This is a genomic window from Brevibacterium sp. SMBL_HHYL_HB1 (assembly GCF_018208375.1).
Lineage (GTDB): Bacteria > Actinomycetota > Actinomycetes > Actinomycetales > Brevibacteriaceae > Brevibacterium > Brevibacterium intestinavium.
Window position 1 is genome coordinate 2,526,139 of record NZ_CP062936.1, and the last position, 24,663, is coordinate 2,550,801.

Consider the following 24,663-nt stretch of genomic DNA (forward strand, 5'->3'; position numbering starts at 1 on the left):
TCGTCCGCGATCCCTGCGTCAGCCCCTCGTGTCAGAATTGCGGTATGTCTTTCACCTGCACCGAATGCGGCTATTCGACGGTCAAATGGCTCGGGCGCTGCCCCGAGTGCCAGGCCTGGGGCACCCTCGAAGAAAAGGGTGCGAATTCGTCGAAGGTGAAGACCAAGGTCAAGAAGTCCAGCGGGGCGAAGCCGATCAACGAGGTCGACTCCACACTGGCTCAGGCGAAGTCGACCTTCGTCCCCGAACTCGACCGAGTGCTCGGCGGTGGGATCGTGCCCGGCGCCGTCGTCCTGCTCTCCGGTGAGCCGGGGGTCGGCAAGTCGACCCTGCTGCTCGATGTGGCCGCGAAGACGGCGCTGTTCGGAGCCAAGGTCCTCTACGTCACCGGTGAGGAATCGGCCGGGCAGGTCAGGCTGCGGGCCGAAAGGATCAACGCCCTGGCGGACTCTCTCCTGCTGGCCGCGGAGACCGACCTCGGCTCGGTCCTGGGCATGATCGAGGCCGAGGATCCCGACCTGCTCATCGTCGATTCGATTCAGACGCTGGCCTCCTCCGAGGTCGAAGGCGTCCCCGGCGGTGTCACCCAGGTCCGAGAGGTCGCGGCGGCTCTCATCAGGGAGGCGAAGGCCAAATCCCTGCCCACGGTGCTCGTCGGCCACATCACCAAGGACGGCACGATCGCCGGGCCCCGACTGCTCGAACACCTCGTCGACGTCGTGTGCACCTTCGAAGGCGAGCGGCATTCGCGTCTGCGCATGCTGCGAGCCGTGAAGAACCGCTTCGGTCCCACCGACGACGTGGGCTGCTTCGACATGGCGGAGAACGGCATCCACAGCCTCGAGGACCCCTCCGGGCTCTTCCTTTCCCGGAGCGGAATGAATCCGCCGGGAACCTGCCTGACTGTCACGCAGGAGGGCAAGCGACCGCTGCTGGTCGAGGTCCAATCCCTGATCACCGAGTCCGCAGGCGGACAGTCGCGCAGATCCGTCTCCGGCGTCGACTCGTCGCGAGTGGCGATGATGTTGGCCGTACTCAGCCAGAACATCCCGGGCTCCAATCTGGCCAAGAGCGATGTCTTCACCGCCACGGTCGGAGGCGCGAAGCTGTCCGAGCCCGCGAGCGACCTGGCCATCTGCCTGTCACTGGCCTCGGCGGTCATGGGCAGATCTCTGGCCAAGAGGTTCGTGGGCATCGGCGAGATCAGCCTGTCCGGGGAGATCCGCAATGTGCCCAACCTCGGTCAGCGTCTCAATGAAGCCAAACGGCTGGGCATCACCCACGCAATCGTGGCCAAGGGGGCCCTGCGCAATGTGCCGACGCCGGAGAAGATGAAGGTGAAGGAGTGCGAGCACATCGCCGAGGCAGTCCAGATCCTGTTGAAGGACTGAGCGTGTTGAGAAATTTCGGGACTTTCGGACGGATTTGGAGCATCCTTGTGTCATGACTACGACAGTTTTTCCGGCACTGAGGACCACGGATGCGGCGGCCACGATCGCGCTGCTGGTCACGCTCGGGTTCACTGAGCGTGTGGTGATCCGCAACGAACAGGATCCAGAACTCGTCGAGCACGCCGAATACGCACTCGGCGACACCGGTGGGATCATGTTCGGTTCGGTCCGCAACGACGGTTCAGCGCTCGACGCGGTCGGCGGCAGCTCGATCTACGTCGTCGTCGACACCGAACGCGAAGTCGACCGCCTCTATCAGGAGATCGTCGATATGGGCCATGCGATCGTCAGACCCGTGCAGACACAGGACCACGGCGGTCGGGAGTTCGACTTCCGCGACCACGACGGCAATTCCTGGGGTGTGGGCTCCTACCGCGGAGCCTGACCAACTGGGGGCTCCTATCGCGGGCCCCTGACCGTCATCGACCCGCTCGGGTCAGTTCTGCCCGTCATCGTCAGTTGTGCGCATCATCGTCAGTTCTGCCCATCGTCTGAGGACTGCTCCTGCGACTGGTCCTCCGACGAGGGCCCGTCCTCCGAGGATTCCTCGTCGGAGGAGTCCTCCTCGCCGGACTCGTCGTCCTTCTTCTCCTTGGCCTTCTTCTCCTTGGCCTTGGTGGCGGCGTCCTTCTCCAGCTCGAACGTCGTCGGTTCGCTCGCCCTATCATCGAGTTTGACGATGAGATCGTACTTCCCCGGTGCGAAGTCCTCATCCGTGCGGTTGCAGTTCTTATCGACCTGAATCCGATTCCACTTGAGCTTCGCGGTCTTCTCCGACTGCGGTGCGAATTCGGTCGAGACTTCGGCGTTCTCGTCCTTCGGGGCTGCGCAGTACTTCGACGACCACACCACATCGCCGTCCTTCTTGACGACGAACTCCTGCTCCTTGGTGCCGACGTCGATGAGGCAGGTCACGGTGTGATTGTTCTCGACGACCATCCCGAATTCGGGCTCTTCCCCGTCCTCGACGGATTTGGGATCGACTTCGGCTTTGAGAGCGATCTTGTCCTCGGGACATTTTCCGCTCGCCGCTTTCTCATCGGGGACCGGCGCGGACGTCGTGGTCTCGGTCTGCGTCTCCTCAGCGGAGGTCTCTCCTTCGTCTCCGCCTCTGCTGCCGACGGCTTTGACGATGCCGACGGTGCCCAGCACCAGGAGTCCGAGAACGACGAGGCTGAGCACGCCCAGAGTGATGCGGCGTCTGCGGTACACGTGGGCCGGCAGCTTCGAGCTAGACTGGCGAGGCTGTCCTGCAGCTCTCTTCGGCTGCGAACCACGATCGGAAGGAGTCATCGCTTTGAGCCTAGGCCGAAGCGGAAGAGCATCCAAATGACACACCGAAGCGGTCTCGAAACGAATGCCCCAGGGTCTGCCGCCCCCTTCCCCGAGGTGGCCGAACCGGTGCTGCGACGCGTGCAGACGACGATCATCTCGTGGTTCTCCACCTCCGCCCGGGAGCTTCCGTGGCGGGAGCCGGGCACCAGCGCCTGGGCGGTTCTCGTCAGCGAGATCATGTCCCAGCAGACGCCTGTGGCCAGGGTCGAACCACGCTGGCGGGAGTGGATGGAGGTCTGGCCGACACCGGCCGACCTCGCGGCGGCCCCGACGGCCGAGGTCCTCCATCGGTGGGATCGACTGGGATACCCTCGCAGGGCCCTTCGCCTGCAGGAGGCCGCCCGCGTCATCGCCGAGGAACTGGACAATGCGGTTCCCACCACCGCCGAGGAGCTCGAACGGCTGCCCGGCATCGGCTCCTACACCGCCGCGGCAGTCGCGTCCTTCGCCCACGGACGTCGGACGACGGTTCTGGACACGAACGTGCGCCGGGTCCTCATCCGCCTCTTCGCCGGAAGGGAGCGCCCCACCGCATCACCCGGCCGGAAGGAGACCGCCTGGGCTGCCGGGTTCGTTCCCGAGCGCGACCATGTGCAGTGGAATGCCGGTGTGATGGAATTCGGCGCCCTCATCTGCACGGCGCGCAATCCCGACTGCGCTGCCTGTCCGCTCCAGGACGTCTGCGCCTGGTATCGGCTGGGCAGGCCCGCCTCGGCGACGAAGCCGAAGACTCAGAAGTGGGCGGGCACGGATCGACAGCTGCGCGGAGCGATCATGGACGTGCTCAAGACCGCCCACACCGCCGATGACCGACGACAAGGCGTCAGTGTCGACCTGTTGACCACCTCGGTCACCGAGCTCGATCCCGAATTCTTCGCCTCACTCGATGAGCCGACAGCGGCCGCTGTCGCCCGCGTGCGCGAGCTCAGCGCCGACTCGGACCGGATCGCCCGACTCATCTCCGATCTCGTCAGCGATGGTCTGGCCAGGGAGGTCGACGGTCGGCTGGCATTGCCGTCCTGATGACAGCGGTGATCGCTCAGAGGTACTTGATCATGCGGGAGTTGCCCAGCGTGTTCGGTTTGACCCGCGCCAGGTCGAGGAACTCCGCCACACCCTCGTCCGTGGAGTGCAGCAGTTCGACGTAGACCTCGGGTGAGACCGGGATGCCCTTGATCGGTTCGAAGCCGAGAGACCCGAAGAACCCGGTCTCGAAGGTCAGACAGAACACCCGGTCGACACCGATCTCACGGGCATCGGCGAGCAGTTGGCCGATGATGGCTCTGCCCACTCCCCTGCCCCGGTAGTGCGGGGACGTCGCGACCGTGCGTGCTTCGGCGAGATCGGCCCAGATGATGTGCAATGCTCCGCAGCCGGCGAGGATCTCCGAACCGTCGGGCTGCGGGTCGACGACGAGCCAGAACTCCTGCAGCGATTCGAAGTAGGTCACCGTGTCCTTGGCCAGAAGGATCCGCTCTTCCGCCAAGGGTGCGACGAGGGCCTCGATGTCCTTGACGTCGCCCGTCCTGGCCCGACGCAGGTACAGACCGCCGGGAAGCTCATGGTTGAGGTGGTGGTCTCCGGAGATCCGTTCGTGATCGAAATCGGCAACATGAGAGCTCATGGACTCATTCAACACCATTGCGCCTCGATGCCACGAAAAAGTCCGGGGAGCCGGCGGCTGCCGACTCCCCGGACTCGTCCGTCTCAGTGGCTCAGACGGAGGACTCCGACGATCCGTTGGAACCCGCAGCGGCGAGTTCGTTCTCCACGTCGTCATCATCGTGCCTGAAGTTCTCGGTCTCGATGCCTTCGAAGGTGAACTCGGCCTCGCGGCCCTCACCCTCGACGTCGACCTTGATGGTCTGGCCCCGTCCGATCTCCTTGAACAGGATCTTCTCCGACAGAGTGTCCTCGACCTCGAGCTGGATGGTCCGGCGCAGCGGTCGGGCACCCAGCACGGGATCGTAGCCGCGCTCGGCGAGCAGGTTCTTCGCCGCATCCGAGACCTCGACCTTCATGCCCTGGTCGGCAAGACGGCCATCGAGGCGCTCGAGGAAGAGGTCAACGATCTTGATGATCTCTTCCATGCTCAGCTGCGGGAACACGATCGTGTCATCGACGCGGTTGAGGAACTCGGGGCGGAAGTGCTGCTTGAGCTCCTCGTTGACCTTCTGTTTCATCCGGTCGTAGTCGGTCTTCGTGTCCCCCTCGACCTGGAATCCGAGCTGGAGTCCGCTGGAGATGTCACGTGTGCCCAGGTTCGTCGTCATGATGATGATGGTGTTCTTGAAGTCCACCTCACGACCCTGGGAGTCGGTCAGACGTCCGTCTTCGAGGATCTGCAGCAGCGAGTTGAAGATGTCCGAATGGGCCTTCTCCACCTCGTCGAAGAGGACGACCGAGAACGGCTTCCGGCGGACCTTCTCCGTCAGCTGACCGCCCTCTTCGTACCCGACGTATCCCGGAGGCGAACCGAACAGACGCGAAACGGTGTGCTTCTCCGAGTACTCCGACATATCGAGGCTGATGAGGGAGTCCTCATCGCCGAAGAGGAACTCGGACAGCGCCTTGGCCAGCTCGGTCTTGCCCACGCCGGTGGGTCCGGCGAAGATGAACGAACCGGACGGCCGCTTCGGGTCCTTGAGTCCGGCGCGGGTGCGGCGGATCGCCCGAGAGATCGACTTGACCGCGTCGTCCTGGCCGATGACGCGCTTGTGCAGCTCGTCTTCCATCCGCAGCAGACGCGAGGACTCCTCCTCGGTGAGCTTGAAGATGGGAATGCCGGTCGCGGAGGCGAGCACCTCGGCGATGAGATCCGAATCGACGACCTTGGAGGTGTCGGTGCCGGACTTCCGCCAGGCCTCGGTCTGCTCTTCCTTCTCCTTGGCCAGCTTCATCTCGGAGTCGCGCTCCGAAGCGGCCAGCTCGAAGTCCTGAGCATCGATCGCGGCTTCCTTGCGGTGGCGGGCCTCGAGGATCTTCTCCTCCAGGTCCCGGATCTCCTGAGGCACGGACAGACGCGAGATCCGCAGCTTCGCACCGGCTTCGTCGATGAGGTCGATCGCCTTGTCCGGCAGGTACCGGTCGTTGATGTAGCGATCGGACATATTCACCGCGGCCGCCAGGGCACCATCGGTGACGGTGACCTTGTGGTGGGCCTCGTACTTGTCGCGCAGTCCCTTGAGGATCTCGATCGAATGCGCCAGCGACGGTTCGGGCACCTGGATCGGCTGGAACCGACGTTCGAGGGCGGCATCCTTCTCGATGTGCTTGCGGTACTCGTCGAGAGTGGTCGCGCCGATGGTCTGCAGCTCCCCTCGAGCCAGCATGGGCTTGAGGATCGAGGCGGCATCGATCGCGCCTTCGGCGGCACCGGCACCCACCAGGGTGTGGATCTCGTCGATGAAGAGGATGATGTCACCGCGGGTGCGGATCTCCTTGAGCACCTTCTTCAGTCGTTCCTCGAAATCGCCGCGGTAGCGGGAACCGGCGACCAGCGAGCCGAGGTCGAGAGTGTAGAGCTGCTTGTCGGTGAGGATCTCGGGCACATCACCGTTGACGATGGCCTGCGCCAGTCCCTCGACGACGGCAGTCTTGCCCACACCGGGTTCGCCGATGAGGACCGGGTTGTTCTTCGTGCGGCGGGAGAGGATCTGCATCACGCGCTGCATCTGCTCGTGCCGGCCGATGACCGGGTCGAGATTGGCCTCACGGGCCTCAGCGGTGAGGTTGGTGCCGAACTGGTCGAGCACGAGCGAACCCGAGGGGGTGCCCTCTTCGCGCCCACCGGCCGAGACGGGCTCCTTGCCCTGGTAGCCCGACAGCAGCTTGATGACCTCTTGGCGAACCCGTCCGAGGTCGGCGCCGAGCTTGACCAGCACCTGAGCGGCTACTCCCTCGCCCTCGCGGATGAGGCCGAGCAGAATGTGCTCGGTGCCGATGTAGCTGTGTCCCAGCTGCAGCGCCTCACGGAGGCTGAGCTCGAGGACCTTCTTCGCCCGCGGTGTGAAGGGAATGTGTCCGCTCGGTGCCTGCTGGCCCTGTCCGATGATCTCCTGGACCTGGTCGCGCACCTGTTCGAGGGAGATGTCCATGCCCTCGAGAGCCTTCGCTGCCAGGCCTTCACCCTCGTGGATCAGGCCGAGCAGAATGTGCTCGGTGCCGATGTAGTTGTGTTTGAGAAGTTTCGCTTCTTCCTGTGCGAGCACCACGACGCGGCGTGCTCGGTCGGTGAACCGCTCGAACATATCCATCCTCCTCGGTCTTCTTATTCTTCTGAGCCTAACGACGATCAGCGCGGTTCTATTGCAGGTTTCGCCATGAGCCGAAACCGTTTGGCTGTCGGCGAAATTCACTTGCCATCGTCGAAGCAGCCGGCCGAAGCGGCCGACCGCGCGAAAGCGCCTGGCCGCGCGAGGGCCGACCGCTCAGACCGTGCAGAAGGATCCCCCACTGCTCCAGCGGGCGGAGGCTGCCTGCCGGACCGGCTTCTCAGTGCTTCGGTGAGTCAGGATCTGCAGTGGGTCCTCGGTCGGCCCGCGGGTCGATGCCGCCGCCCTCGGGCCCGTTCTCCTCGGCATCGGGGTCGAGGTCATCGGCGTGACGCAGCCGGCGTTCGTGCTCATCGCGCTCGGCACGCGCCACACGGTCGCGCTCGGCGGCATCGGCGTCCAACCGTTCCGCTTCGGCCTGTCTGCGCTTGGCCTCCGCGGCCTGCACTTCGGCATCGGCGTCGGCCTGCTTGGCTTCGGCCCTGCGCCGCTGCGCCTCGGCCTCGCGAGCATGCAGCTGGTGTTCGGACTCGGCTGTCTCCTGGCGGATCCTCGCAGCCTCTTCGCGCTGATGTTCGCGCTTCTTCGCTGCGGCCTTCCGACTCACTGCGACGATGATGCCGATGACGATGAGAACGGCGACGATCACGACAGCTGTCCAGATGATGGCAGTGGCATTCATGCGCTCTCTCCTTCCTGTCCGTTCGGTTGCCGTTGATCTCGGGGAACCGATCAACAGGGTGGACTCATCGTTCCACTCCGCCACCGTGCTGACAACCACCCTCATCGGCTCCGCATCCGCTCGCTGCAACCTCACGTCCGCACCCGTCGGACACTAGACTTGAGACCCCGCCCGATGAGCGCAGAGAGGCAGAAGGCATGCCCACAGATCGTGAGGCGACGATCCGCGAACTGGCCCGCGCCCATGGCCTCGACATCTCCGGAACCGTGACCGTCAATGAACTCGGACTCGACTTCCAGGTCGCCATCGCCGAGGCGGCCGACGGTCTTTCCTGGGTGCTGCGGATCCCCAGGAAGCCGGATGCCGCGAACCGTGCCGCCGTGGAGGGCCGGTTCCTCAGCGCCATCGCACCCCATCTGAGCGTCGCTGTCCCGGATTGGCAGATCCACACGGCTGAGCTCATCGCCTACCCGCTTCTGCCCGGCGATCCCGGGTTGACCATCGACGAGCGGGGAGGGCCCCGGTGGCACTTCGACGTCGAGTCCCCCGAGTACGCGGCCTCGCTCGGGAACTTCCTCGCCGAACTCCACACCGTCGATCCGGCGCTGGTGCGCGACTCGGGCATCCCCCAGCTCTCCCCCGCCGAGGTGCGGCAGCACAAGCGTGAGGACATCGATCGAGTCGTCTCCGAGTTCGAGGTGGCACCTGAACTGTCCCGCCGGTGGAATCAGTGGCTCGGCGACGACAGCTATTGGCCGACTTTCACGACCGTGACCCACGGTGAAGTGTATCCGGCCCATCAGCTCATGGACGGGCCGACCAATCTCAGCATCCTCGACTGGACGACCGCTGCCATCAGCGACCCGGCCAGAGACTTCATGTTCCACCGGGCAAGCGTCTCGGCCGCGGCCTTCGAAGCGACGATCGCCCGCTATGTGCAAGCCGGTGGTCGAGTCTGGCCGAGATTCGCCGACCACTGCGCTGAGCTCTATTCGACCTCCCCCGTCGAACTCGGCCTGTTTGCGTTGCAGACAGGAGATCCCGAGCTTTTGTCAGCGGCGAGAGCCCAACTGAATCCATCCGATTGAATCCACGCCAGGCGTCGTATCCGTCCTTCAGGAGATCTGGATGCGGGGCCGTGGACAGAGCACAGGCTCCCTTGCTTCGATCGAGCATTCATTGCCATATTCGCCGGAGACCTGACTCACATCCCTTTTCGCCGTCCATTTCCTGACAATTGTCTGTGCTGGGCTCACGACGGTGATTTAGCTCGGACCAGCCGCTGTCCTATTCGAGAATTCGCCTCTGAGCCGACCGACAAAGACCTGAGGGGCCGGCGATGGAATTCGCCGACCCCTCAGGTCTCATTTCGGTTTTCGGACGGACGGATCCCTTATTTCTCCGCAGCCTCATAGGCTTCGACGATTTCGAGCGGGATACGACCGCGGTCGCCGAGCTGGTAGCCGTTGTTCTGGGCCCATTCGCGGATCTTCGCGGTGTCCCGCTTGGGACCTGACGAACCGCTGCGGCGGCCGCGGCCTCCGGTATTGGCTACGCGACGCGCTTTGGCGATGTATGGGGCGAAGGTCTCGCGGAGCTTCTCGGCATTCTCGGCCGAGAGTTCGAGTTCGTAGGTTGCCTGGTCCAGGCTGAAGCGAACGGTTTCTGACGCTTCTGTTCCGTCGAAATCATCTGTGAGAACGAGGCGCATTTCCCTTGCCATGTTCACTCTTTTCATAATCAGAGGACTTTGTCGAAGTCATCTTAACATCCGATTCCGAATTATTCTCGACTTCGCTAACGTCGATCTCCGAATAGTATTTATCGACTTGTTCGCGTTCATTGCGATCGGCACGGAAGATGTTCCTAATGACATACCAGAACAATAGTGCCACGCAGATCGATGGGAGCAGCGCTTTGATGATATCGAGCATCGTGATCAGTCCTTCTGAGCCGTGTCCTCGTGCGAAGCCGCCAAAGGCTTGGTGAATGGGAACAGAATGGTTTCCCGGATTCCCAAACCGGTCAATGCCATGAGGAGGCGGTCGAGGCCCATTCCCATTCCGCCGGTCGGCGGCATCCCGTGCTCCATGGCCGTGAGGAAGTCCTCGTCGAGACCCATCGCCTCATCGTCGCCCCTGGCCGCGTCGGCGGCCTGGGCTTCGAAGCGCTGACGCTGGATGATCGGGTCGACGAGCTCCGAGTAGCCGGTGGCCAGTTCGAACCCGCGCACGTAGAGGTCCCACTTCTCGACGACACCCGGCTTCGACCGGTGCTCGCGCACCAGAGGTGAGGTGTCGACCGGGAAGTCGGTGACGAAGGTCGGTGCCCACAGACGGTCCTGGTAGAAGTGCTCCCACAGCTCCTCGACGTACTTGCCGTGCGAGCAGAAGACCCCTGACAGGTCCACGTCGTTGTCGGCGGCGATCCTGTCGAGCACATCGAGCCCGGTCTCCGGGGTCACCTCGACACCCGAGAGCTCGGTCAGGGAATCGTACATGCTCACGACAGCCCAATCGCCGCCGAAATCGTATTCCGTGCCGTCCTCGAGGGTGACCACCATCGATCCGGTGGCGTCCTGCGCCGCGTTCTGAATCAGGGTCTTCGTCAGATCGGCGATCGAATGGTAGTCGCCGAAGGACTGGTAGGCCTCGAGCATGGCGAATTCCGGCGAATGCGTGGAGTCGGCGCCTTCGTTGCGGAAGTTGCGGTTGATCTCGAACACGTTCTCGATCCCGCCGACGATGGCCCGCTTGAGGAACAGCTCCGGCGCGATGCGCAGGTACATGTCGATGTCGTAGGCGTTCATGTGGGTCTTGAACGGGCGGGCGGAGGCTCCTCCGTGCATGGTCTGCAGCATCGGGGTCTCGATCTCGATGAAGTCCTGCTCGGCGAAGGTCCGGCGCAGCGAGGTCATCACCTTGGCTCGCGTGCGCATCGTCTCCCGTGCCTGTTCGCGGGTGATGAGATCGAGATAGCGCTGACGGACCCGAGTGTCCTCGGCCAGTTCGGTGTGCAGCCCGGGCAGGGGGCGAATCGCCTTCGATGCCAGGGACCAGGAGTCCGCGAGCACGGACAGCTCTCCGCGCTTGGACTTGATCACCCGACCGTGCAGGAACAGGAAATCGCCGAGGTCGACATCGGTCTTGAAGTCATCGAGGCGCTCCTGACCGACCTCACGCAGCGAGAGCATCCCCTGCAGGCGGGTCCCGTCCCCGGACTGCAGCGTCACGAAGCACAGTTTGCCGGTGGTGCGGACGAAGACGACGCGGCCGATGACGCCGACGACGACGTCGGTCTCCTCCCCCGCCTCGAGCCCGTCATGGGCGGCGTGGACCTCGGAGAGGGTGTGGGTGCGGGGCACCGATACGGGGTAGGCCTCGGTTCCGTCATCGAGGAGACGCTGGCGCTTTTCCTTCCGGATCCGGATCTGCTCGGGATCGAGATGCTCGGGTGAAAGGTCTGCGTTCTCAGGTGTCTTCGAGTCGGTATTCGCCATGGTCCAAGGCTACCGTGGACCGGGCATGCGGGGGAATTCGGACTCAGTCGAGGATCGCCAGGATCTCCTGAGCCTGGGCCTCGGTGATCCGTCCCATCGTCAGTGCCTTCGCGGTGGTCGACCGGGCCAGGGCGATATAGCTGTTGCGCGCCCCGGGATGCGATCGGCTCAGGCTGTATTCGCTCAGTGCGGCCAGATGGGATTCGACGGTGCCGACGTCGCCGCGGCTGACCGGTCCGGTCAGCGCCTTCGTCCCGTTCTGGAGGGTATTGGCCACACTGGCGTCGACGAGGGCGTGCAGAACATGGGAGGGTTCGTCGACCCCCGCCTCGGTGAGCATCTCCATGGCTTCGGACAGGATCGTGATCGAATGGTTCGAGGCGTGGGTGATGGCCGCATGGTAGAGCGGCCGGTCGGCCTCGGCGATCTCGATCGGCTCGGCGCCCAGCTCGACGACGAGCGCTTCGCCCACCGGACGGATCGGTGCGGCAGCGGTGACGGCGATCGTCGCCTGTCGCAGACGCGGCAGATCCACGTCCGTGCCCGTGAAGGTCAGCGACGGGTGCCAGGCGATGGGCAGGGCGCCGAGCCTCGTCCCCGCTTCGAGGACGCTGGTGCCGTACCGGCCCGAGCAGTGGAGGAGGATCTGACCGGCGTGGATGCGTCCGAGGTCGGCCAGCCCGGTCACCAGCGGAGCGATCTCGTCATCGGGCACGGCCAGCAGCACGAGTTCGGCACGTTCGGCCACCTCGTCCGGGTCGAGGATCGGGACCCCGGGCAGCATGTCCTCGGCGCGATCGAGGCTGGCCGCCGAGGTGGCGCTGAGTCCGATGATCGCGTGCCCGGCCTGCCTCCAGGCGGCCCCGATGGTGGCTCCGACCCGACCGCAGCCGATGATTCCGATGCCCAGACGCGGCGCGTCCTCCTGGCTCATCCTTCGTCCTCCTTCACGGTCTCCGCCGTCTTCGCGGCGGCATCGTAGCGTTGGCGTGCGATGCGGGTGCGGTCGGCGTGTTCGGTGAAGAAGCGCTTCGCCGCATCGACGCTTTGATGGGTGACCCACGGGTTGATGGGCCCGGCCGTCGAGTGCACGGCCACCGAGCCGAGGCCGAACGCCCGCATCAGCGGTCCCTGATGGTAGCGCAGCGACTGCACTCGCACATGTGGGACGAAGTCGACGCGGCGGTCGAGCACTCCGAGCCTGAGCACGAGCATCGAACCGGTCAGAGCATAGGCCCGCCGCTTCCACACCAGGGGGTCGAGGAACCGTGAGGAGCGGGGCTGGCCGTGGAAGAGGTCCTCGGCGGCAGCGGCCTGCGGATCGGTCGACCGGCGGTCGTACATGGCCGAGCGGACGAGGGTGTCGGCGCCGATGCCCTCGGGCAGCTGCGGGTCCGGCAGCGCCAGTCCGACCATGAGCAGCGCCTGGTCGATGTCGCCGACCGGCAGCAGCAGGTTCGAATCGCTGCTGCCGCCTGCGCTGGCGATGTTGTATTCGGCCTGCCACCATCCGGCCCAGCGCCACAGCAGCGGCTGGTGCAGGCACACGGCCTGGATCCGGTCGAGCGGGATGACCTTTCGCGAGGTGGAGAACAGACCGTGGTTGACGGCCAGCCCGGATTCGCCGAGGCGGACGACGAAGTTCGCATTGTCGAGGTTCTTCCGGAAGACGGAGAAGGCCGCGAAGACGCCGGGCAGGACACCGACGAGGATCGGGATGAAGGCTTCCTTGACCCCGAGCGCCAGCATCACGATGGCGGTGGCGACGACGATCAGCACCACGAGAACGGAGATGATGGTCTCGGTCTTGAGCAGGGAGGCGATGACGACCCGGTGGACGGGGACCCGGATGATCTCGCCGGCCCGGGAGATGCTCGGGGCGAGACGATAGGGAGCCAGCAGTTCGCTGAGGCTGTCTTCGGCCTCGCCGGAGACGTCATCGGCCATGGCGCCGAGTCGCTTGCTCAGGCGCACGCCGAGGCTGTCGTCGCCGCGTTCGGGAACGGACCGGTCGACGGTGTCCTCGGGTCCGCCGAGGGGCACCGAGGCGTCGCTGCCGGTCGCCGCGGCATTGCTGGCGGGCCTCGCGGACTCGGCCAGGGGCGTCTCGGTCCCTTCGGCGATCCTCTCCGTGCCGGTGGTCGGGGCCGTGTGCGCGGGACCCGGCGTGCCCTGCTTCTTCGCCCTGACTGCGGCGAGCAGTACGTCGCGCAGCTCTTCGGCGCGCTTCTTCGACAGGTACTTCAGGGAGATGTTCGATCCGGCGCCGCCGGCGACGTCGAAGACGAGCTCGGCCATGCCGAGGATCCGGGGCAGCAGCTTCTGCTGCAGGTCGATGGACTGGACCCGATCGAGGCGGGCCTTGCGCAGCTTCTTCGACAGCAGACCCCGCCGGTAGTAGATCGATTCGGCGTCGACTCGGTAGCCGATGACACGCCAGGCCAACCAGCTGAAGAAGGCGGTGAGGAGGAGGATCAGGATGATTCCGCCGACGACGGCGAGGACGACCAGCGGATGTTCGCGCAGCCAGCCGGCGAATGTCAGGTTGACGCTGCGGCCGGAGGCGAGGTCCTCGACGACCGATTGGAAGAAGTTCTGCAGACCGTAGGCCGCGGCGATGAAGATGCCGACGAGGACGCCGAGGCTTTCGAGGATCGGCGTCAGCGGATGGACTCGGTGCCAGGTCTCGGGTGCGGCCGCCTCGGCGGGTGAGGGCTCCTGGCACATGGTCACAGGCCTGCCATATTGGCCCGGCCGAGTCCGGCGAGGCTGTCGCGGAGCCGATCGGCCTCGGCCCTGGGCAGTCCGGGGATCGAGGCATCGGTCGCGGCCGAGGCGGTGTGGAGTCTGACCGTGGCCAGGCCGAACATGCGGTCGATGGGGCCCGCGTCGACGTCGACGAACTGCAGTCGCCCGTAGGGCACGACGGTGGCCCTGTGGAACATGATGCCGCGGCGGATGAGCAGATCGTCGGAGCGTTCGGCGTAGCCGATGGCCCGGGCCTGCCGGACGATGATGATGGTGGCCACGACCCCGTAGACGAGCACGGCCGCCCAGACTGCGTGCAGCCATGGCGCTTCGGCGGTGAAGACGACCGCGAGGACGACGGCGACGATGAGCAGCGGGACCGTGATGATCATGGTGGCCAGGACTTCCTTGAGTCCGTACTTCGGGCTGACGCGGTTGAAGGGCACATCGGCACCGATGGAGAACGCCGGTTCTCGGTTCATGCTGTTTCAGCTCCCGGTGGGTCTTGGGGCGGGATCTCGCAGAATCCCTCGACGATGAGGCCCACGATCATCAGCGCTGCTGCGGCGATCATGGCGATGAGCATGCCCGCGGCGAGGTCGTTGCGGATCCCCGGCGCGGACAGGAAGTAGTAGCCGGCGTTGCCCAGGTACCATCCGGCCAGTCCTGCACCGGTCAGGGCGCTGGCCTTGGCCATGACGGCGACGCGGGCCGCCTGGATCGGGTCGATCTCCTTGGTCCGGTCGCCGTCGTTCCACTTCTTGATCGGCCAGCCGAGGACTAGCAGGATCGCGGCGAGGACGAGCATGCCGATGACGGCGAACCAGGGCAGACCCGGCAGTGAGAATCCCTGGCTTTCGAGCACCACGTCGACCACGACCGCGAGCACCGTGCCGATCACGGCCCATACGACCAGGGTGGACGAGGAAGTTCTCTGCATAGGTCCCAGTCTCTCAGATCACGATCGGCTATGGTGAGGCGATCCGAGCGACTTCCTGATCGTCGAGTTCGCTCAGGACCTCTCCGATCGGTCGACGGCCCTCCGGGGTGTCGACGTTGACGTCACCGACGAGTTCGATCCACGGAGCCAGCACGAACGCACGCTCGTGAGCGCGCGGATGCGGCAGGATCAGACGCTCGGTGTCGCTGACGAGCTCGTCATCGCCGTGACCGAAGCGGATGAGGTCGATGTCGAGGGTCCGCGGCCCCCAGCGCAGCTCACGGGTGCGCCCGCAGGCGACCTCGATCCCCTGCGCCACGGCCAGCAGTTCGGTCGCGGACAGCGTGGTGGTCACGATGAGTCCGAGGTTGAAAAAATCGTTCTGCTCGACCCCGCCCCAGGGCGCGGTCCGGTACAGCGACGACCGTGCCTCGACGGTGATGTCCGGGTGCCGGTCGAGCGCTTCGACGGCCTGGTCGAGGCTGTCGCGCGCATCGCCGAGGTTGGCCCCGAGATTGAGATAGGCCTCGGCGGCCGGTGCCGGGCCGGGTTCGGCGGCGGTGCGGAAGCGCTCGACACCGACGCGGACATCGTTGAAGGCCCGTTGGATCGGCGCCGAGGGTTTGTGGACGACGACCTCGACGTGGTCGCACAGGCGCAGGCAGTGATCGGCGATGCGTTCGGCGAGGGTCTCGATGAGGTCGAAGGTGTTGTCCTCGACGATGCCGGCGACCTCCTCGGCGAGCTCACCGTAGTGGATGGTCTCGTTGAGATCGTCGGTGGCCGCGGCCCGGCTGACCGAGGTGTGCAGCGTGACGTCGATGACGAAGTCCTGGCCCTCGCGCTTCTCGAAGTCGAAGACGCCGTGGTTGCCGCGCACTCGCAGCCCGCGCAGCTCGATGCGGTCCGGGGCCGTGCCGGTCATGTCTGTGCTCCGGTCCTGGCCGGGCTCGGGGCGTGGTCGGCCACGGCCGAGACGACACGGCAGGCGATCGCCGAGGTGGCCGGATCGTGGACGCGGACCGCCCAGGCCCCGGCCTGTGCGGAGAGCGCCGAGATCGTGGCTGTCGCCTGGTCCTTGGCCGTCTGCTCGGCGAGCTTCGGGTCCTCGGGGCTGATCAGGCTCGAGATGAACCGCTTCCGGCTGGCCGCGACGAGCAGGCGGTGGTCGAGGCCGGCGAACTCGTCGAGGGCGGCCAGTATCTGCCAGTTGTGTTCGGCGTTCTTCGAGAATCCCAGCCCCGGGTCGACGATGATGTTCGCCGGGTCGACGCCCACGGCGATGGCCTCGTCGATGCGGGTGCGCAGCTCGGTGATCACCTCGGCGACGACGTCATCGTAGTGGAAGGTCGCCGAGGCCTGGTCGAGATAGCCGCGCCAGTGCATGAGCACGATGGGGGCGGCCGACTCCGCGGCGAGGTCGAGCATGGTGGGATCGGACTGTCCGGCGGAGACATCGTTGATGATGTGGGCACCGGCGGCCAGGGACTCCCGGGCGACTCGGGCGCGCATCGTGTCGACGCTGATCACCGCGCCGGCGGCGGCGAGCTCACGGATGACGGGCACGACGCGGCGCAGCTCTTCGTCCTCATCGACGCGGACGGACCCCGGCCTCGTCGACTCGCCTCCGACATCGATGATATCGGCGCCGGTGTCGATGAGTTCGAGGCCGTGGGCGATGGCCCTGTCATGGTCGAAATAGCGTCCGCCGTCGGAGAAGGAGTCGGGCGTGACGTTGAGGACGCCCATGATCTTCGTCTGCTCGCGCATCGCTGGTCTGTCGGTCACTGGCACTCACCGCCCGAGGATCAGGCTCATCGCCTCGGCGCGGGAGGCGCTTTCGCGCAGCTGACCGCGCACGGCCGAGGTGATCGTCGAGGCCCCGGGCTTGCGGACCCCGCGCATGGTCATGCACAGGTGTTCGGCCTCGACGACGACGATGACTCCCTGGGGGTCGAGATGCTCGACGATCGCGTCGGCGATCTGCGAGGTCAGGCGCTCCTGGACCTGGGGGCGGCGCGCGTAGATCTCGACGAGCCGCGCGAGTTTCGACAGACCGGTGACCTTGCCCTGGCGGCTCGGGATGTAGCCGATGTGGGCGACGCCGTGGAAGGGCACCAGATGGTGTTCGCACGTCGAGTACAGGTCGATGTCGCGCACGAGCACGAGTTCTTCGTGGCTGATGTCGAAGGTCACGTCGAGGACCTCTGCCGGATCGCGGTGGAGTCCGGCGAAGACCTCTTCATAGGCTCGTGCGACCCGGTTGGGGGTCTCGACGAGTCCCTCTCGGTCGGGGTCCTCCCCCACGGCGATGAGGATCTCGCGCACGGCGGCGGCGATGCGGTCGTGGTCGACCTTGTTCTCACGCCCTGCGGGGGCGGGGCCGAGACCGGCGGAGACCTCTTCGATATCGGCCATCAGATGTCGTTCCCTCTTTCGTCGTCCAATCCGTTCGTGTTCTGTCCGCCCCCATCGCCCATGGTGCTGGGTCCGCCGGGCCCCGAGGCACCGGGATCGTTCGGGTTCTGCGGTCCCGGCGGGTTGTGCGGCACATTCGGTCCGCTCACCCCCGAGGGTCCGGCACCCGGGAGGTCGGTGGTGTCGACCTCGGCGCCGCCGGAGCCCTCCCCGGTGTTCCGGTCGCTCTGCGAGGTGGGCGGGGTGATGGGGCCGCGTTCGGACACGGGACGGTCGTCATGGGCGAGCCAGACCTCACGGACCGGGCGTTTGGTGACATCGGCGAAGATCGCCGCGAGGGCCGCCTGGTCGAGCGTTTCCCGTTCGAGGAGCTGGTAGGCGAGGTTGTCGAGCACATCGCGGTTGTGCGTCAGTGCCCAGTAGGCGTCGGCATGGGCGGAGTCGATGAGCCCGCGGACCTCGCGGTCGATCGAGGACAGGGTCGAGTCCCCGTATTCGTCACCGCCGCCGTAGCCGCGTCCGGCGAAGGGCTCGGACTGGTCGTCACCGATCTTGACCATGCCCAGCTGCTCGCTCATCCCGTACTGGGTGACCATCTTGCGGGCGATGTTCGTCGCCTTCTCGATGTCGTTGCTGGCTCCGGTCGTCGGATCGTGGAAGACGATCTCCTCGGCCACCCGTCCGCCCATGGCGTAGGCGAGCTGGTCGAGCAGTTCGTTGCGGGTCGTCGAGTACTTGTCCTCGCTGGGCAGCACCATGGTGTAGCCCAGGGCGCGACCGCGCGGGAGGATGGTGACCTTCGTGACCGGGTCGGTCTGGTTCATCGCCGCGGCCACGAGAGCATGTCCTCCCTCGTGGTAGGCGGTGACGAGGCGCTCCTTGTCGTTCATCAGCCGGGTCCGCTTCTGCGGACCGGCAATGACGCGGTCGATCGCTTCGTCCAGGATCCGGTTGTCGATGACCTTCGCGTTCTCGCGGGCGGTGAGCAGAGCCGCCTCGTTGAGCACGTTGGCCAGATCCGCGCCGGAGAACCCGGGGGTGCGCTTGGCGATCTGGGAGAGGTCGACTTCGTCGGCCAGCGGCTTGTCGGCGGCATGGACCTCGAGGATGTGCCGACGGCCCTTCATATCCGGAGCTTCGACGGGGATCTGTCGGTCGAAGCGGCCAGGACGCAGCAGGGCCGGGTCGAGGACATCGGGTCGGTTGGTCGCGGCGATGAGGATGACGTTGGTCTTGACGTCGAAGCCGTCCATCTCGACGAGCAGCTGGTTGAGCGTCTGCTCACGTTCGTCGTGTCCGCCGCCCATGCCGGCGCCGCGCTGCCGGCCGACGGCGTCGATCTCGTCGATGAAGATGATGCACGGGGCGTTGGACTTCGCCTGCTCGAACAGGTCGCGCACGCGCGAGGCGCCGACGCCGACGTACATTTCGACGAAGTCGGAACCGGAGATCGAGTAGAAGGGCACTCCGGCCTCCCCGGCGACGGCCTTGGCCAGGAGGGTCTTACCTGTGCCGGGCTGGCCGTAGAGGAGCACGCCCTTGGGGATCTTCGCGCCCACGGCCTTGAACTTCTCGGGTTCGGCGAGGAATTCCTTGATCTCCTCGAGCTCTTCGAGTGCCTCGTCGACTCCGGCGACGTCTTTGAAGGTGACGTCCGGGTTCTCCTTGTTGACGAGCTTGGCCTTCGATTTGCCGAAGTTCATCATCTTCCCGCCCGACATCTGGGAGATGAGGAACCAGAAGACGACGAAGATGATGACGAACGGGATAAGGGTGCCCAGCAGGGACATCAGCCAGCTCTGCTTGGGCACCTCGTCGGTGAAGCCCTTGTCCGGCGCGGCGGAGTCGACGGCCTTGATGACCTGGTCACCGCGCTGTTCGACGTAGAAGAACTGGACCTTCTTGCCGAAGTCCTTGCCATCGACCTTGTAGTCGTCCTTGAGGGTGAGGTCGACGCGCTGATCCTTGTCGACGATCTTGGCCTGTTCGACCTTGTCGTCGTCGAGCAGCTGCAGGCCCTGTTCGGTGTCGATCTGGCTGAATCCGGTCTGGCTGAAGAGCAGAGCGCCGATGGACACCACGAGCAGTGCCATGACGATCCAGACCAACGGGCCCTTCGTCGCCTTGTTGAACAGCGGGCGACGTTTGTCCGACTCGGCCATAAGTCCTCTCAGGAAAAAGATGTGGGCAACCGCTTCAGGCTACCGAGGCTGCCTGGGAACATCCCCCACAGCCTAGTACTTCGCACCGTCATAGCCCGAATGCGCCGGGATCTATTCCGTCACAGGCCTCGGGCCGGTGCTCGGTTCGCCGCCGGCGTAATCGTCGTCGGTCTTCAGCTGTAGACGTGCTGGGCCAAGGTCGCGACGAAGGGCACATTGCGGTACTTCTCCGCATAGTCGAGTCCGTAGCCGATGACGAACTCGTTGGGCACGTCGAAGCCGACGTACTTGACGTCGATGTCGACCTTGACGGCTTCGGGCTTGCGCAGCATGGTGCAGATCTCGACGGTGGCCGCACCCCGAGTGCGCAGGTTCTGGACCAGCCAGGACAGGGTCAGACCGGAGTCGATGATGTCTTCGACGATGAGCACGTGGCGATCGGTCAGATCGGTGTCGAGGTCCTTGAGGATGCGCACGACGCCGGAGGACTTGGTTCCGGACCCGTAGGAGGACACGGCCATCCAGTCCATCGTCACCGGCGAGTGCAGGGCCCGGGCGAGATCGGCCATGACCATCACGGCACCCTTGAGGACGCCGACGAGGAGAACGTCTTTGCCCTTGTAGTCTTCATCGATGGCGGTTGCCAATTCAACGAGTCGTGCGGCTATCTGCTCTTCCGAGACGAGTACCTTTTCGATGTCATTGCCGAGATCGTTGATGTCCACGGGTGTCGTTTCTCCTCAGATGGGGTCCTGGAGCTTCCATTATGGGTCACGTTCCCTCGCCGGTGCCACTGCGCCCGGCTCCCAGGACGACCTCCTCGTCGACACTGCCCGGACCGGCCGAGAGCCATCCGGTGATCCCCATGAGCACGGAGATGGCGATCATGAACCACAGCGGCACCGCCCAGCCCCCGCTCCAGCCGAGCAGACCACCGACGGCCAGGGGTCCGACGGCGGCGAGAACATAGCCGGAGGACTGCACGAATGCCGAGGTGGCCGCCGTGACCGAGACCTCCCTGGTTCGGGAGGTGATGAGGGCGAGCGCGGAGGGGAAGGCGAACCCGCCGTATCCGAGCAGGATCGCCCACACCACCGGCGTGGTGGCCGGGGCGAACAGCAGACCCAGGTAGCCGAGGACGGCGCTGACGCCGAAGGAGACGAGGAAGGCGCGTGGGGCGATGCCCCGGACGATGATCTGCGGAGCCAGGAACCCGCCAGGCAGTCCCCCGAAGGTGACGATCGTGAGCATGATGCCGGCGAGGACAGGGTCGAGACCTGCGTCCCGGTAGATCTGGGGCAGCCACCCGAACTGGACGTAGGCATTGGCCGATTGGAGCCCGAAGAACATCGCCATGTACCGCGCCTTCGGTGAGGCCAGCACCGATCGCCGAGGCGGCTGGTCCTTCTGCTGCCCATCCGACCGGGTCTGCGATCGCCCGGGTTCGGGCACGGATCGGGCCAGGCGCAGAACCGTCCAGGTGATGACGGCCGACAGGGGCAGCACGAGCCAGAATCCGAGCCCGAACCGCCAGCCGCCGAGCTGCCCGGCCAGCGGCGCGGTGAGCAGGGCCGGCAGCATCGATCCCAGACCGAGGGAGACCGTGAAGGTCGTGGCTCCGAGCGTCGGCCGGTCCGGGAAGCGGGTCTTGACGTAGACGGGCAGGATGACGTTGCCGATCGACATCCCGGCCAGGGCGAGGACGGTCAGCAGCGCGAAGGCCACCCAGCCGGTGACGATCGCCCGCAGTCCGATGCCGGCGATGATGAACGCGCAGCTCAGCGCCAGGGTGGAGAAGAGGCCGAGTCTCCTGAGCACGGGCACGGCGATGATGCCGCAGATCGCGAACACGAGGCCGGGAAGGGCCGTGAGCAGACCGGTCTGCCACTCCTCGAGGGAGAATCCGGCCGTGACCTCGGACAGCACGGGTCCGAGCGAGGAGGCGGCCGGGCGGAGCGAGGCGGCGATGAGGACGAGGCTGGCCAGAGCCAATGCATCGAGGCCCCGGGAGCGGCGGAACCCGAGCTCAGGCGAAGTCGTCATGGGCACATCCTTTCAGACGGCGGTCGTCTCCAGGTGCCCGGTCCGGGCCGACTGTGCGCTCGCGTGGGACGGCGACAGGCGGACACAGCCTCCAATGGTATACCGTTGAGAGTTCGTAGTCTGGACCCATGACGATCGTGAGGAATGTGCGCCTCTTCCCGCGCACCCCGGATGCCCGGGCAGTCGATGTCGAGATCTCCGAGGGACGCTTCTCCGCCATCTCCCCCGCCTCGGGCAGAGTCTCCCCCGCCTCAGGCACGGTGACGGATCCTGCCGGGAACGATGGCACGGCGAACGGGGAGGGAGTCATCGATGGGGCAGGGCGGATCATGCTGCCCAGCCTCGGCGATGTCCACGCGCACTTGGACTCGAATCGGATGGGCCAGACCTTCCGTCCCCACACCGCCGACGGCACCCTGCACGGCCTGATCATGGACGATCGGGAGAACTGGCGGCACGGTGAGCGCGGCGTCGCCGCTCAGGCCGCCTATGCGATCGGGACGATCATCGCCTCGGGCGGGACCCGCATCCGCTCGCATGCTCAGGTCGACTCCGACTGCGGGCTGGAGCGGTTCCACGGCGTCGAGGAGGCCCTGAGGGCCCATGCCGATGTCCTCGACTTCCAGATCGTGGCGTTCCCGCAGGCGGGCATCGTGCGCGAGGAGGGCGTGCGGCAGCTGCTCGACGCGGCGCTGAGCGAAGGGGCCGATCTCGTCGGCGGCCTCGACCCGCTGCTCTACGACCGGGACCCGGTCTCGCACCTCGATGTCGTGTTCGATCTGGCCGAGAAGCACGGCAAGGGCGTCGACATCCATCTGCACGAGACCGGCACCGCCGGGGTCTTCTCCCTCGAGGAGATCGTCAAGCGCACGAAGGCTCTGTCGATGTCCGGTCAGGTGACGGTCTCGCACGCCTTCGCCCTGAGTTCGAACCCCGACGCCGAGGTCCACCGGGTCCTCGACCTCCTCGATGAGGCGGGCATCGGCCTGACCACCATCGCTCCGGCCAAGGCAGTGCTGCCGCAGGCGCCGATCGCCGAACGTCGGCTGGCCCTCGGGCTCGGCGAGGACGGTCAGCGCGACTACTGGAGCCCCTACGGCGACGGTGATCTGCTGCGGCGCACCTGGCAGCTGGCGTTCACGAACGGGTTCCGCCGCGACGAGGACATCGAAGGCTGCCTCGACATCGCCTCCCGCGGAGGTGCGCAGATCATGGCGGGCGCCCGTCCGGACGGTTCGGCACTGACCGAGGACGCCCGCTTCGGTCTGGCCGTCGGCGCCCCGGCCGATTTCGTCCTGCTCGAGGCCGATACGGTCACCTCGGCGATCATGGACTGCCCGAGCGACCGGGACGTGTTCAGATCCGGTGAGCTCATCGCCTCCGGCGGGCAGCTGCTCGGAGGCGTCCGTCTGAGCTGAGGGTCATCCCCGACGGCGGCCGATCGCAAGGGCGAGCGCACCCAGCCCGATGAGCACCGCGCCCGCACCGAGGCCGGCCAGCCCGATGCCGGTCCGGGGGAGGTCTCCCACCGGGCTGGCAGCCTCCGAACCGTCAGCGTCAGAGGAGTCTTCGGCTTCAGACGCGCCGCCGGAGTCGTCAGTTCCATTCGTCCCCGCTGAGGCACCCGTCGAGGTGGCCGCGTCGGAGTCCGGCGAATCGGCGGCGCCCGCGTCGCCGGAGGACTCGTCGTCTGCGCCGTCAGCCGAACCCGTGCCCGTGTCACCGTCGGGCCCCGAAGCGTCGGTGTCCGATTCGGCGGCACCCGCGTCGCTGTCGGCAGCCGTGCCGGACTCGGAATCCCCCGCCGAGTCCGTGTCGGCCTCGGATCCCTCGGCTGCGGCGTCCCCGTCGACGTCTGCAGCCGGCTCCTCGTCATCGTTGTCGACACTGTAGGTGATGAGGTTGCCTTTGTGGTCGCTCGGCCACGCGGCCTCGGGCGTGAAGAACTCGTCCTGAGCATCCTCTTCGACGAACTCATCGCGGACGACCGAGGTGCGCGGGCCCACGATCTTCGCCGCGGTGGCCTCGAGGGCGTCGTCGGCGGAGTCGAAGACGAAGTCGATCCGATCGCGTTCGTCCGCTTTCGGAGTCCAGCTCAGCTCCGAGGTGGGGAAGGCTGTGTTTCCCGCCGGCCATGTCACTCCGGGATGGGTGATCTCATCGGGGTGGACGTGCCGGTAAGCGTCACGGTATCCGCCCTTCTCCAGCTCCAGCGTCGAATCCCAGGGCATGACGACGCCGTGATGGTCGTGCTGTTCCTTGGCGCGCTCGGTCCAGTCGAGGTGTGAGGGCTCGTTGAAGTCGCCTCCGATGAGCACCGAGCGGCCCTGACTGCGGTCGTCCTCGGCGGCCTCGACCGTTCGTGCCACGGCTTCGCTGCGACCGGACTCGCGGTTGATCTCGGAGATCACGTCGGTGTCGGTGATCGGCCCGGACGGGATCTCGTCCCAGCGGTACTCGCTCGTCGGAAGCGGTGGAGGGGTCCCTCCGCCGTAGCCTCGAGGCAGGTAGTTAGCGTAATAGCGGTACTCGAGATGCCCGGAGTACACCGCAACTTCCTGCCCTCCGAGGTCGAGGACGGCTCTGGCGAATCCGTCTGCCGAGGAGGAGTCCGTGATCGGGAAGCGGGAGACGACTCCCGCGTCGACGGTGGCCTTGCTGGACGTCTCGAGGCCCCGGCGATTGAGTTCCCGGCTGACCGACTTCGCTGCCAAACCGGCCTCGGAGAGCATGATGACGTCGGCTCCGGTCTCCTCGATGACGTCCGCGACGCGATCGATGCCCTCGGGGACCTGCGTGCCCTGATGCCAGATATTCAGCTGCAGCACAGTGAATTCGTCGATCGACTCCGAGGACGGTTGCGCCGCGGCAGGAAGGGGGCTCACGGCGTCTCCGAATGCCAGAGCCAGTGCTGTTCCAGCACAGAGCAGTGAGCTTCGTCGGGACGAAACAGACCTCAGGGACAAGACGAACCTTTCTGGTAGTAAGGGGCTGACCAGGGACACCATAGTGCTCGCCGTCGTTTCCGGACATGCATCTCAGCTTCCGGGACCTGACATCCGCCGTCTGTTCATTCGCAGGCCGCCTTGCCGTCCAACTGTTCTTCGTTCT

Annotated in this window: 23 protein-coding genes; 5 read left to right on the plus strand and 18 right to left on the minus strand. The window is 65.9% G+C overall.

Annotation, left to right across the window (positions count from 1 at the left end; all coding sequences use genetic code 11):
- Positions 1 to 44 precede the first annotated feature (44 nt).
- Positions 45 to 1,391: a DNA repair protein RadA gene (radA, locus tag IG171_RS11750; RefSeq protein WP_212127633.1), complete on the plus strand. Its 1,347-nt coding sequence runs from the start codon at positions 45 to 47 to the stop codon at positions 1,389 to 1,391.
- 52 nt (positions 1,392 to 1,443) lie between these two features.
- A complete protein-coding gene (locus tag IG171_RS11755; protein WP_249203662.1) occupies positions 1,444 to 1,836 on the plus strand; it encodes a VOC family protein in 393 nt (130 codons plus the stop codon).
- 89 nt (positions 1,837 to 1,925) lie between these two features.
- Here the strand turns inward: IG171_RS11755 and IG171_RS11760 are convergent, their stop codons facing one another.
- On the minus strand, positions 1,926 to 2,744 hold the full coding sequence (locus tag IG171_RS11760) for a hypothetical protein (protein ID WP_212127634.1): 819 nt from the start codon (positions 2,742 to 2,744) through the stop codon (positions 1,926 to 1,928).
- 36 nt (positions 2,745 to 2,780) lie between these two features.
- Here IG171_RS11760 and IG171_RS11765 point away from each other — a divergent pair, with 36 nt between their 5' ends.
- Positions 2,781 to 3,809 (plus strand): A/G-specific adenine glycosylase, encoded by a 1,029-nt coding sequence (locus IG171_RS11765; RefSeq protein WP_212127635.1) that lies wholly within the window; start codon positions 2,781 to 2,783, stop codon positions 3,807 to 3,809.
- Positions 3,810 to 3,825: 16 nt separating this feature from the next.
- Here the strand turns inward: IG171_RS11765 and IG171_RS11770 are convergent, their stop codons facing one another.
- The 3 genes from IG171_RS11770 to IG171_RS11780 form a co-directional block, all read right to left on the minus strand.
- The gene (locus IG171_RS11770) at positions 3,826 to 4,410 is read right to left on the minus strand and encodes an amino-acid N-acetyltransferase (RefSeq protein WP_212127636.1); all 585 of its coding nucleotides are present in this window, start codon (positions 4,408 to 4,410) and stop codon (positions 3,826 to 3,828) included.
- 91 nt (positions 4,411 to 4,501) lie between these two features.
- A complete protein-coding gene (locus IG171_RS11775; RefSeq protein ID WP_212131658.1) occupies positions 4,502 to 7,036 on the minus strand; it encodes an ATP-dependent Clp protease ATP-binding subunit in 2,535 nt (844 codons plus the stop codon).
- A gap of 244 nt (positions 7,037 to 7,280) precedes the next feature.
- Positions 7,281 to 7,742, minus strand: coding sequence for a hypothetical protein (locus tag IG171_RS11780; protein ID WP_212127637.1), 462 nt, complete (start codon positions 7,740 to 7,742; stop codon positions 7,281 to 7,283).
- A gap of 197 nt (positions 7,743 to 7,939) precedes the next feature.
- Here IG171_RS11780 and IG171_RS11785 point away from each other — a divergent pair, with 197 nt between their 5' ends.
- Positions 7,940 to 8,830 carry a macrolide 2'-phosphotransferase gene (locus IG171_RS11785; protein ID WP_212127638.1) on the plus strand — a complete coding sequence of 297 codons (891 nt, stop codon included), beginning with the start codon at positions 7,940 to 7,942 and terminating at the stop codon, positions 8,828 to 8,830.
- 305 nt (positions 8,831 to 9,135) lie between these two features.
- On the opposite strand, the gene IG171_RS11790 is transcribed toward IG171_RS11785, so the two are convergent.
- The 13 genes from IG171_RS11790 to IG171_RS11850 form a co-directional block, all read right to left on the minus strand.
- Positions 9,136 to 9,465 (minus strand): Lsr2 family protein, encoded by a 330-nt coding sequence (locus IG171_RS11790; RefSeq protein WP_212131659.1) that lies wholly within the window; start codon positions 9,463 to 9,465, stop codon positions 9,136 to 9,138.
- Positions 9,431 to 9,676 (minus strand): hypothetical protein, encoded by a 246-nt coding sequence (locus tag IG171_RS11795; RefSeq protein WP_212131800.1) that lies wholly within the window; start codon positions 9,674 to 9,676, stop codon positions 9,431 to 9,433. Before IG171_RS11795 ends, IG171_RS11790 begins: the two co-directional genes overlap by 35 nt.
- A 5-nt stretch (positions 9,677 to 9,681) precedes the next feature.
- Entirely contained in the window at positions 9,682 to 11,241 is a 1,560-nt protein-coding gene (lysS, locus tag IG171_RS11800; protein WP_212127639.1) for a lysine--tRNA ligase, read from the minus strand.
- 43 nt (positions 11,242 to 11,284) lie between these two features.
- A complete protein-coding gene (locus IG171_RS11805; RefSeq protein ID WP_212127640.1) occupies positions 11,285 to 12,175 on the minus strand; it encodes a DUF2520 domain-containing protein in 891 nt (296 codons plus the stop codon).
- Positions 12,172 to 13,968: a PH domain-containing protein gene (locus IG171_RS11810; protein ID WP_212127641.1), complete on the minus strand. Its 1,797-nt coding sequence runs from the start codon at positions 13,966 to 13,968 to the stop codon at positions 12,172 to 12,174. Before IG171_RS11810 ends, IG171_RS11805 begins: the two co-directional genes overlap by 4 nt.
- A gap of 2 nt (positions 13,969 to 13,970) precedes the next feature.
- Positions 13,971 to 14,471: a PH domain-containing protein gene (locus tag IG171_RS11815; protein WP_212127642.1), complete on the minus strand. Its 501-nt coding sequence runs from the start codon at positions 14,469 to 14,471 to the stop codon at positions 13,971 to 13,973.
- The gene (locus tag IG171_RS11820) at positions 14,468 to 14,929 is read right to left on the minus strand and encodes a DUF3180 domain-containing protein (protein ID WP_212127643.1); all 462 of its coding nucleotides are present in this window, start codon (positions 14,927 to 14,929) and stop codon (positions 14,468 to 14,470) included. The genes IG171_RS11815 and IG171_RS11820 overlap by 4 nt, the downstream gene beginning before the upstream one ends.
- Positions 14,930 to 14,957: 28 nt before the next feature.
- The gene (folK, locus tag IG171_RS11825; protein WP_212127644.1) at positions 14,958 to 15,854 is read right to left on the minus strand and encodes a 2-amino-4-hydroxy-6-hydroxymethyldihydropteridine diphosphokinase; all 897 of its coding nucleotides are present in this window, start codon (positions 15,852 to 15,854) and stop codon (positions 14,958 to 14,960) included.
- The gene (gene folP, locus IG171_RS11830) at positions 15,851 to 16,699 is read right to left on the minus strand and encodes a dihydropteroate synthase (protein WP_212131660.1); all 849 of its coding nucleotides are present in this window, start codon (positions 16,697 to 16,699) and stop codon (positions 15,851 to 15,853) included. Before folP ends, folK begins: the two co-directional genes overlap by 4 nt.
- A gap of 24 nt (positions 16,700 to 16,723) precedes the next feature.
- Positions 16,724 to 17,347: a GTP cyclohydrolase I FolE gene (gene folE, locus IG171_RS11835; RefSeq protein ID WP_212127645.1), complete on the minus strand. Its 624-nt coding sequence runs from the start codon at positions 17,345 to 17,347 to the stop codon at positions 16,724 to 16,726.
- Entirely contained in the window at positions 17,347 to 19,509 is a 2,163-nt protein-coding gene (gene ftsH / locus IG171_RS11840) for an ATP-dependent zinc metalloprotease FtsH (protein WP_212127646.1), read from the minus strand. The genes folE and ftsH overlap by 1 nt, the downstream gene beginning before the upstream one ends.
- Positions 19,510 to 19,682: 173 nt before the next feature.
- Positions 19,683 to 20,234 carry a hypoxanthine phosphoribosyltransferase gene (gene hpt, locus IG171_RS11845; RefSeq protein WP_212127647.1) on the minus strand — a complete coding sequence of 184 codons (552 nt, stop codon included), beginning with the start codon at positions 20,232 to 20,234 and terminating at the stop codon, positions 19,683 to 19,685.
- Between the two features lie 46 nt (positions 20,235 to 20,280).
- The gene (locus tag IG171_RS11850) at positions 20,281 to 21,552 is read right to left on the minus strand and encodes an MFS transporter (RefSeq protein ID WP_212127648.1); all 1,272 of its coding nucleotides are present in this window, start codon (positions 21,550 to 21,552) and stop codon (positions 20,281 to 20,283) included.
- 128 nt (positions 21,553 to 21,680) lie between these two features.
- Between IG171_RS11850 and IG171_RS11855 the strand changes: the two genes are divergently transcribed.
- Complete coding sequence (locus IG171_RS11855) at positions 21,681 to 22,970, plus strand: amidohydrolase family protein (protein ID WP_212127649.1); 1,290 nt, start codon at positions 21,681 to 21,683, stop codon at positions 22,968 to 22,970.
- A gap of 3 nt (positions 22,971 to 22,973) precedes the next feature.
- Here IG171_RS11855 and IG171_RS11860 read toward each other — a convergent pair whose 3' ends face one another.
- On the minus strand, positions 22,974 to 24,437 hold the full coding sequence (locus tag IG171_RS11860; RefSeq protein ID WP_212127650.1) for an endonuclease/exonuclease/phosphatase family protein: 1,464 nt from the start codon (positions 24,435 to 24,437) through the stop codon (positions 22,974 to 22,976).
- Positions 24,438 to 24,663 lie beyond the last annotated feature (226 nt).

What these genes read in the sequence shown, in the direction of transcription:
- radA (WP_212127633.1), top strand. Translation starts at nt 45, where the DNA reads ATGTCTTTCACCTGCACCGAATGCGGCTATTCGACGGTCAAATGGCTC.
- IG171_RS11755 (WP_249203662.1), top strand. Translation starts at nt 1,444, where the DNA reads ATGACTACGACAGTTTTTCCGGCACTGAGGACCACGGATGCGGCGGCC.
- IG171_RS11760 (WP_212127634.1), bottom strand. Translation starts at nt 2,744, where the DNA reads ATGACTCCTTCCGATCGTGGTTCGCAGCCGAAGAGAGCTGCAGGACAG.
- IG171_RS11765 (WP_212127635.1), top strand. Translation starts at nt 2,781, where the DNA reads ATGACACACCGAAGCGGTCTCGAAACGAATGCCCCAGGGTCTGCCGCC.
- IG171_RS11770 (WP_212127636.1), bottom strand. Translation starts at nt 4,410, where the DNA reads ATGAGCTCTCATGTTGCCGATTTCGATCACGAACGGATCTCCGGAGAC.
- IG171_RS11775 (WP_212131658.1), bottom strand. Translation starts at nt 7,036, where the DNA reads ATGTTCGAGCGGTTCACCGACCGAGCACGCCGCGTCGTGGTGCTCGCA.
- IG171_RS11780 (WP_212127637.1), bottom strand. Translation starts at nt 7,742, where the DNA reads ATGAATGCCACTGCCATCATCTGGACAGCTGTCGTGATCGTCGCCGTT.
- IG171_RS11785 (WP_212127638.1), top strand. Translation starts at nt 7,940, where the DNA reads ATGCCCACAGATCGTGAGGCGACGATCCGCGAACTGGCCCGCGCCCAT.
- IG171_RS11790 (WP_212131659.1), bottom strand. Translation starts at nt 9,465, where the DNA reads ATGGCAAGGGAAATGCGCCTCGTTCTCACAGATGATTTCGACGGAACA.
- IG171_RS11795 (WP_212131800.1), bottom strand. Translation starts at nt 9,676, where the DNA reads ATGCTCGATATCATCAAAGCGCTGCTCCCATCGATCTGCGTGGCACTA.
- lysS (WP_212127639.1), bottom strand. Translation starts at nt 11,241, where the DNA reads ATGGCGAATACCGACTCGAAGACACCTGAGAACGCAGACCTTTCACCC.
- IG171_RS11805 (WP_212127640.1), bottom strand. Translation starts at nt 12,175, where the DNA reads ATGAGCCAGGAGGACGCGCCGCGTCTGGGCATCGGAATCATCGGCTGC.
- IG171_RS11810 (WP_212127641.1), bottom strand. Translation starts at nt 13,968, where the DNA reads ATGTGCCAGGAGCCCTCACCCGCCGAGGCGGCCGCACCCGAGACCTGG.
- IG171_RS11815 (WP_212127642.1), bottom strand. Translation starts at nt 14,471, where the DNA reads ATGAACCGAGAACCGGCGTTCTCCATCGGTGCCGATGTGCCCTTCAAC.
- IG171_RS11820 (WP_212127643.1), bottom strand. Translation starts at nt 14,929, where the DNA reads ATGCAGAGAACTTCCTCGTCCACCCTGGTCGTATGGGCCGTGATCGGC.
- folK (WP_212127644.1), bottom strand. Translation starts at nt 15,854, where the DNA reads ATGACCGGCACGGCCCCGGACCGCATCGAGCTGCGCGGGCTGCGAGTG.
- folP (WP_212131660.1), bottom strand. Translation starts at nt 16,699, where the DNA reads ATGCGCGAGCAGACGAAGATCATGGGCGTCCTCAACGTCACGCCCGAC.
- folE (WP_212127645.1), bottom strand. Translation starts at nt 17,347, where the DNA reads ATGGCCGATATCGAAGAGGTCTCCGCCGGTCTCGGCCCCGCCCCCGCA.
- ftsH (WP_212127646.1), bottom strand. Translation starts at nt 19,509, where the DNA reads ATGGCCGAGTCGGACAAACGTCGCCCGCTGTTCAACAAGGCGACGAAG.
- IG171_RS11850 (WP_212127648.1), bottom strand. Translation starts at nt 21,552, where the DNA reads ATGACGACTTCGCCTGAGCTCGGGTTCCGCCGCTCCCGGGGCCTCGAT.
- IG171_RS11855 (WP_212127649.1), top strand. Translation starts at nt 21,681, where the DNA reads ATGACGATCGTGAGGAATGTGCGCCTCTTCCCGCGCACCCCGGATGCC.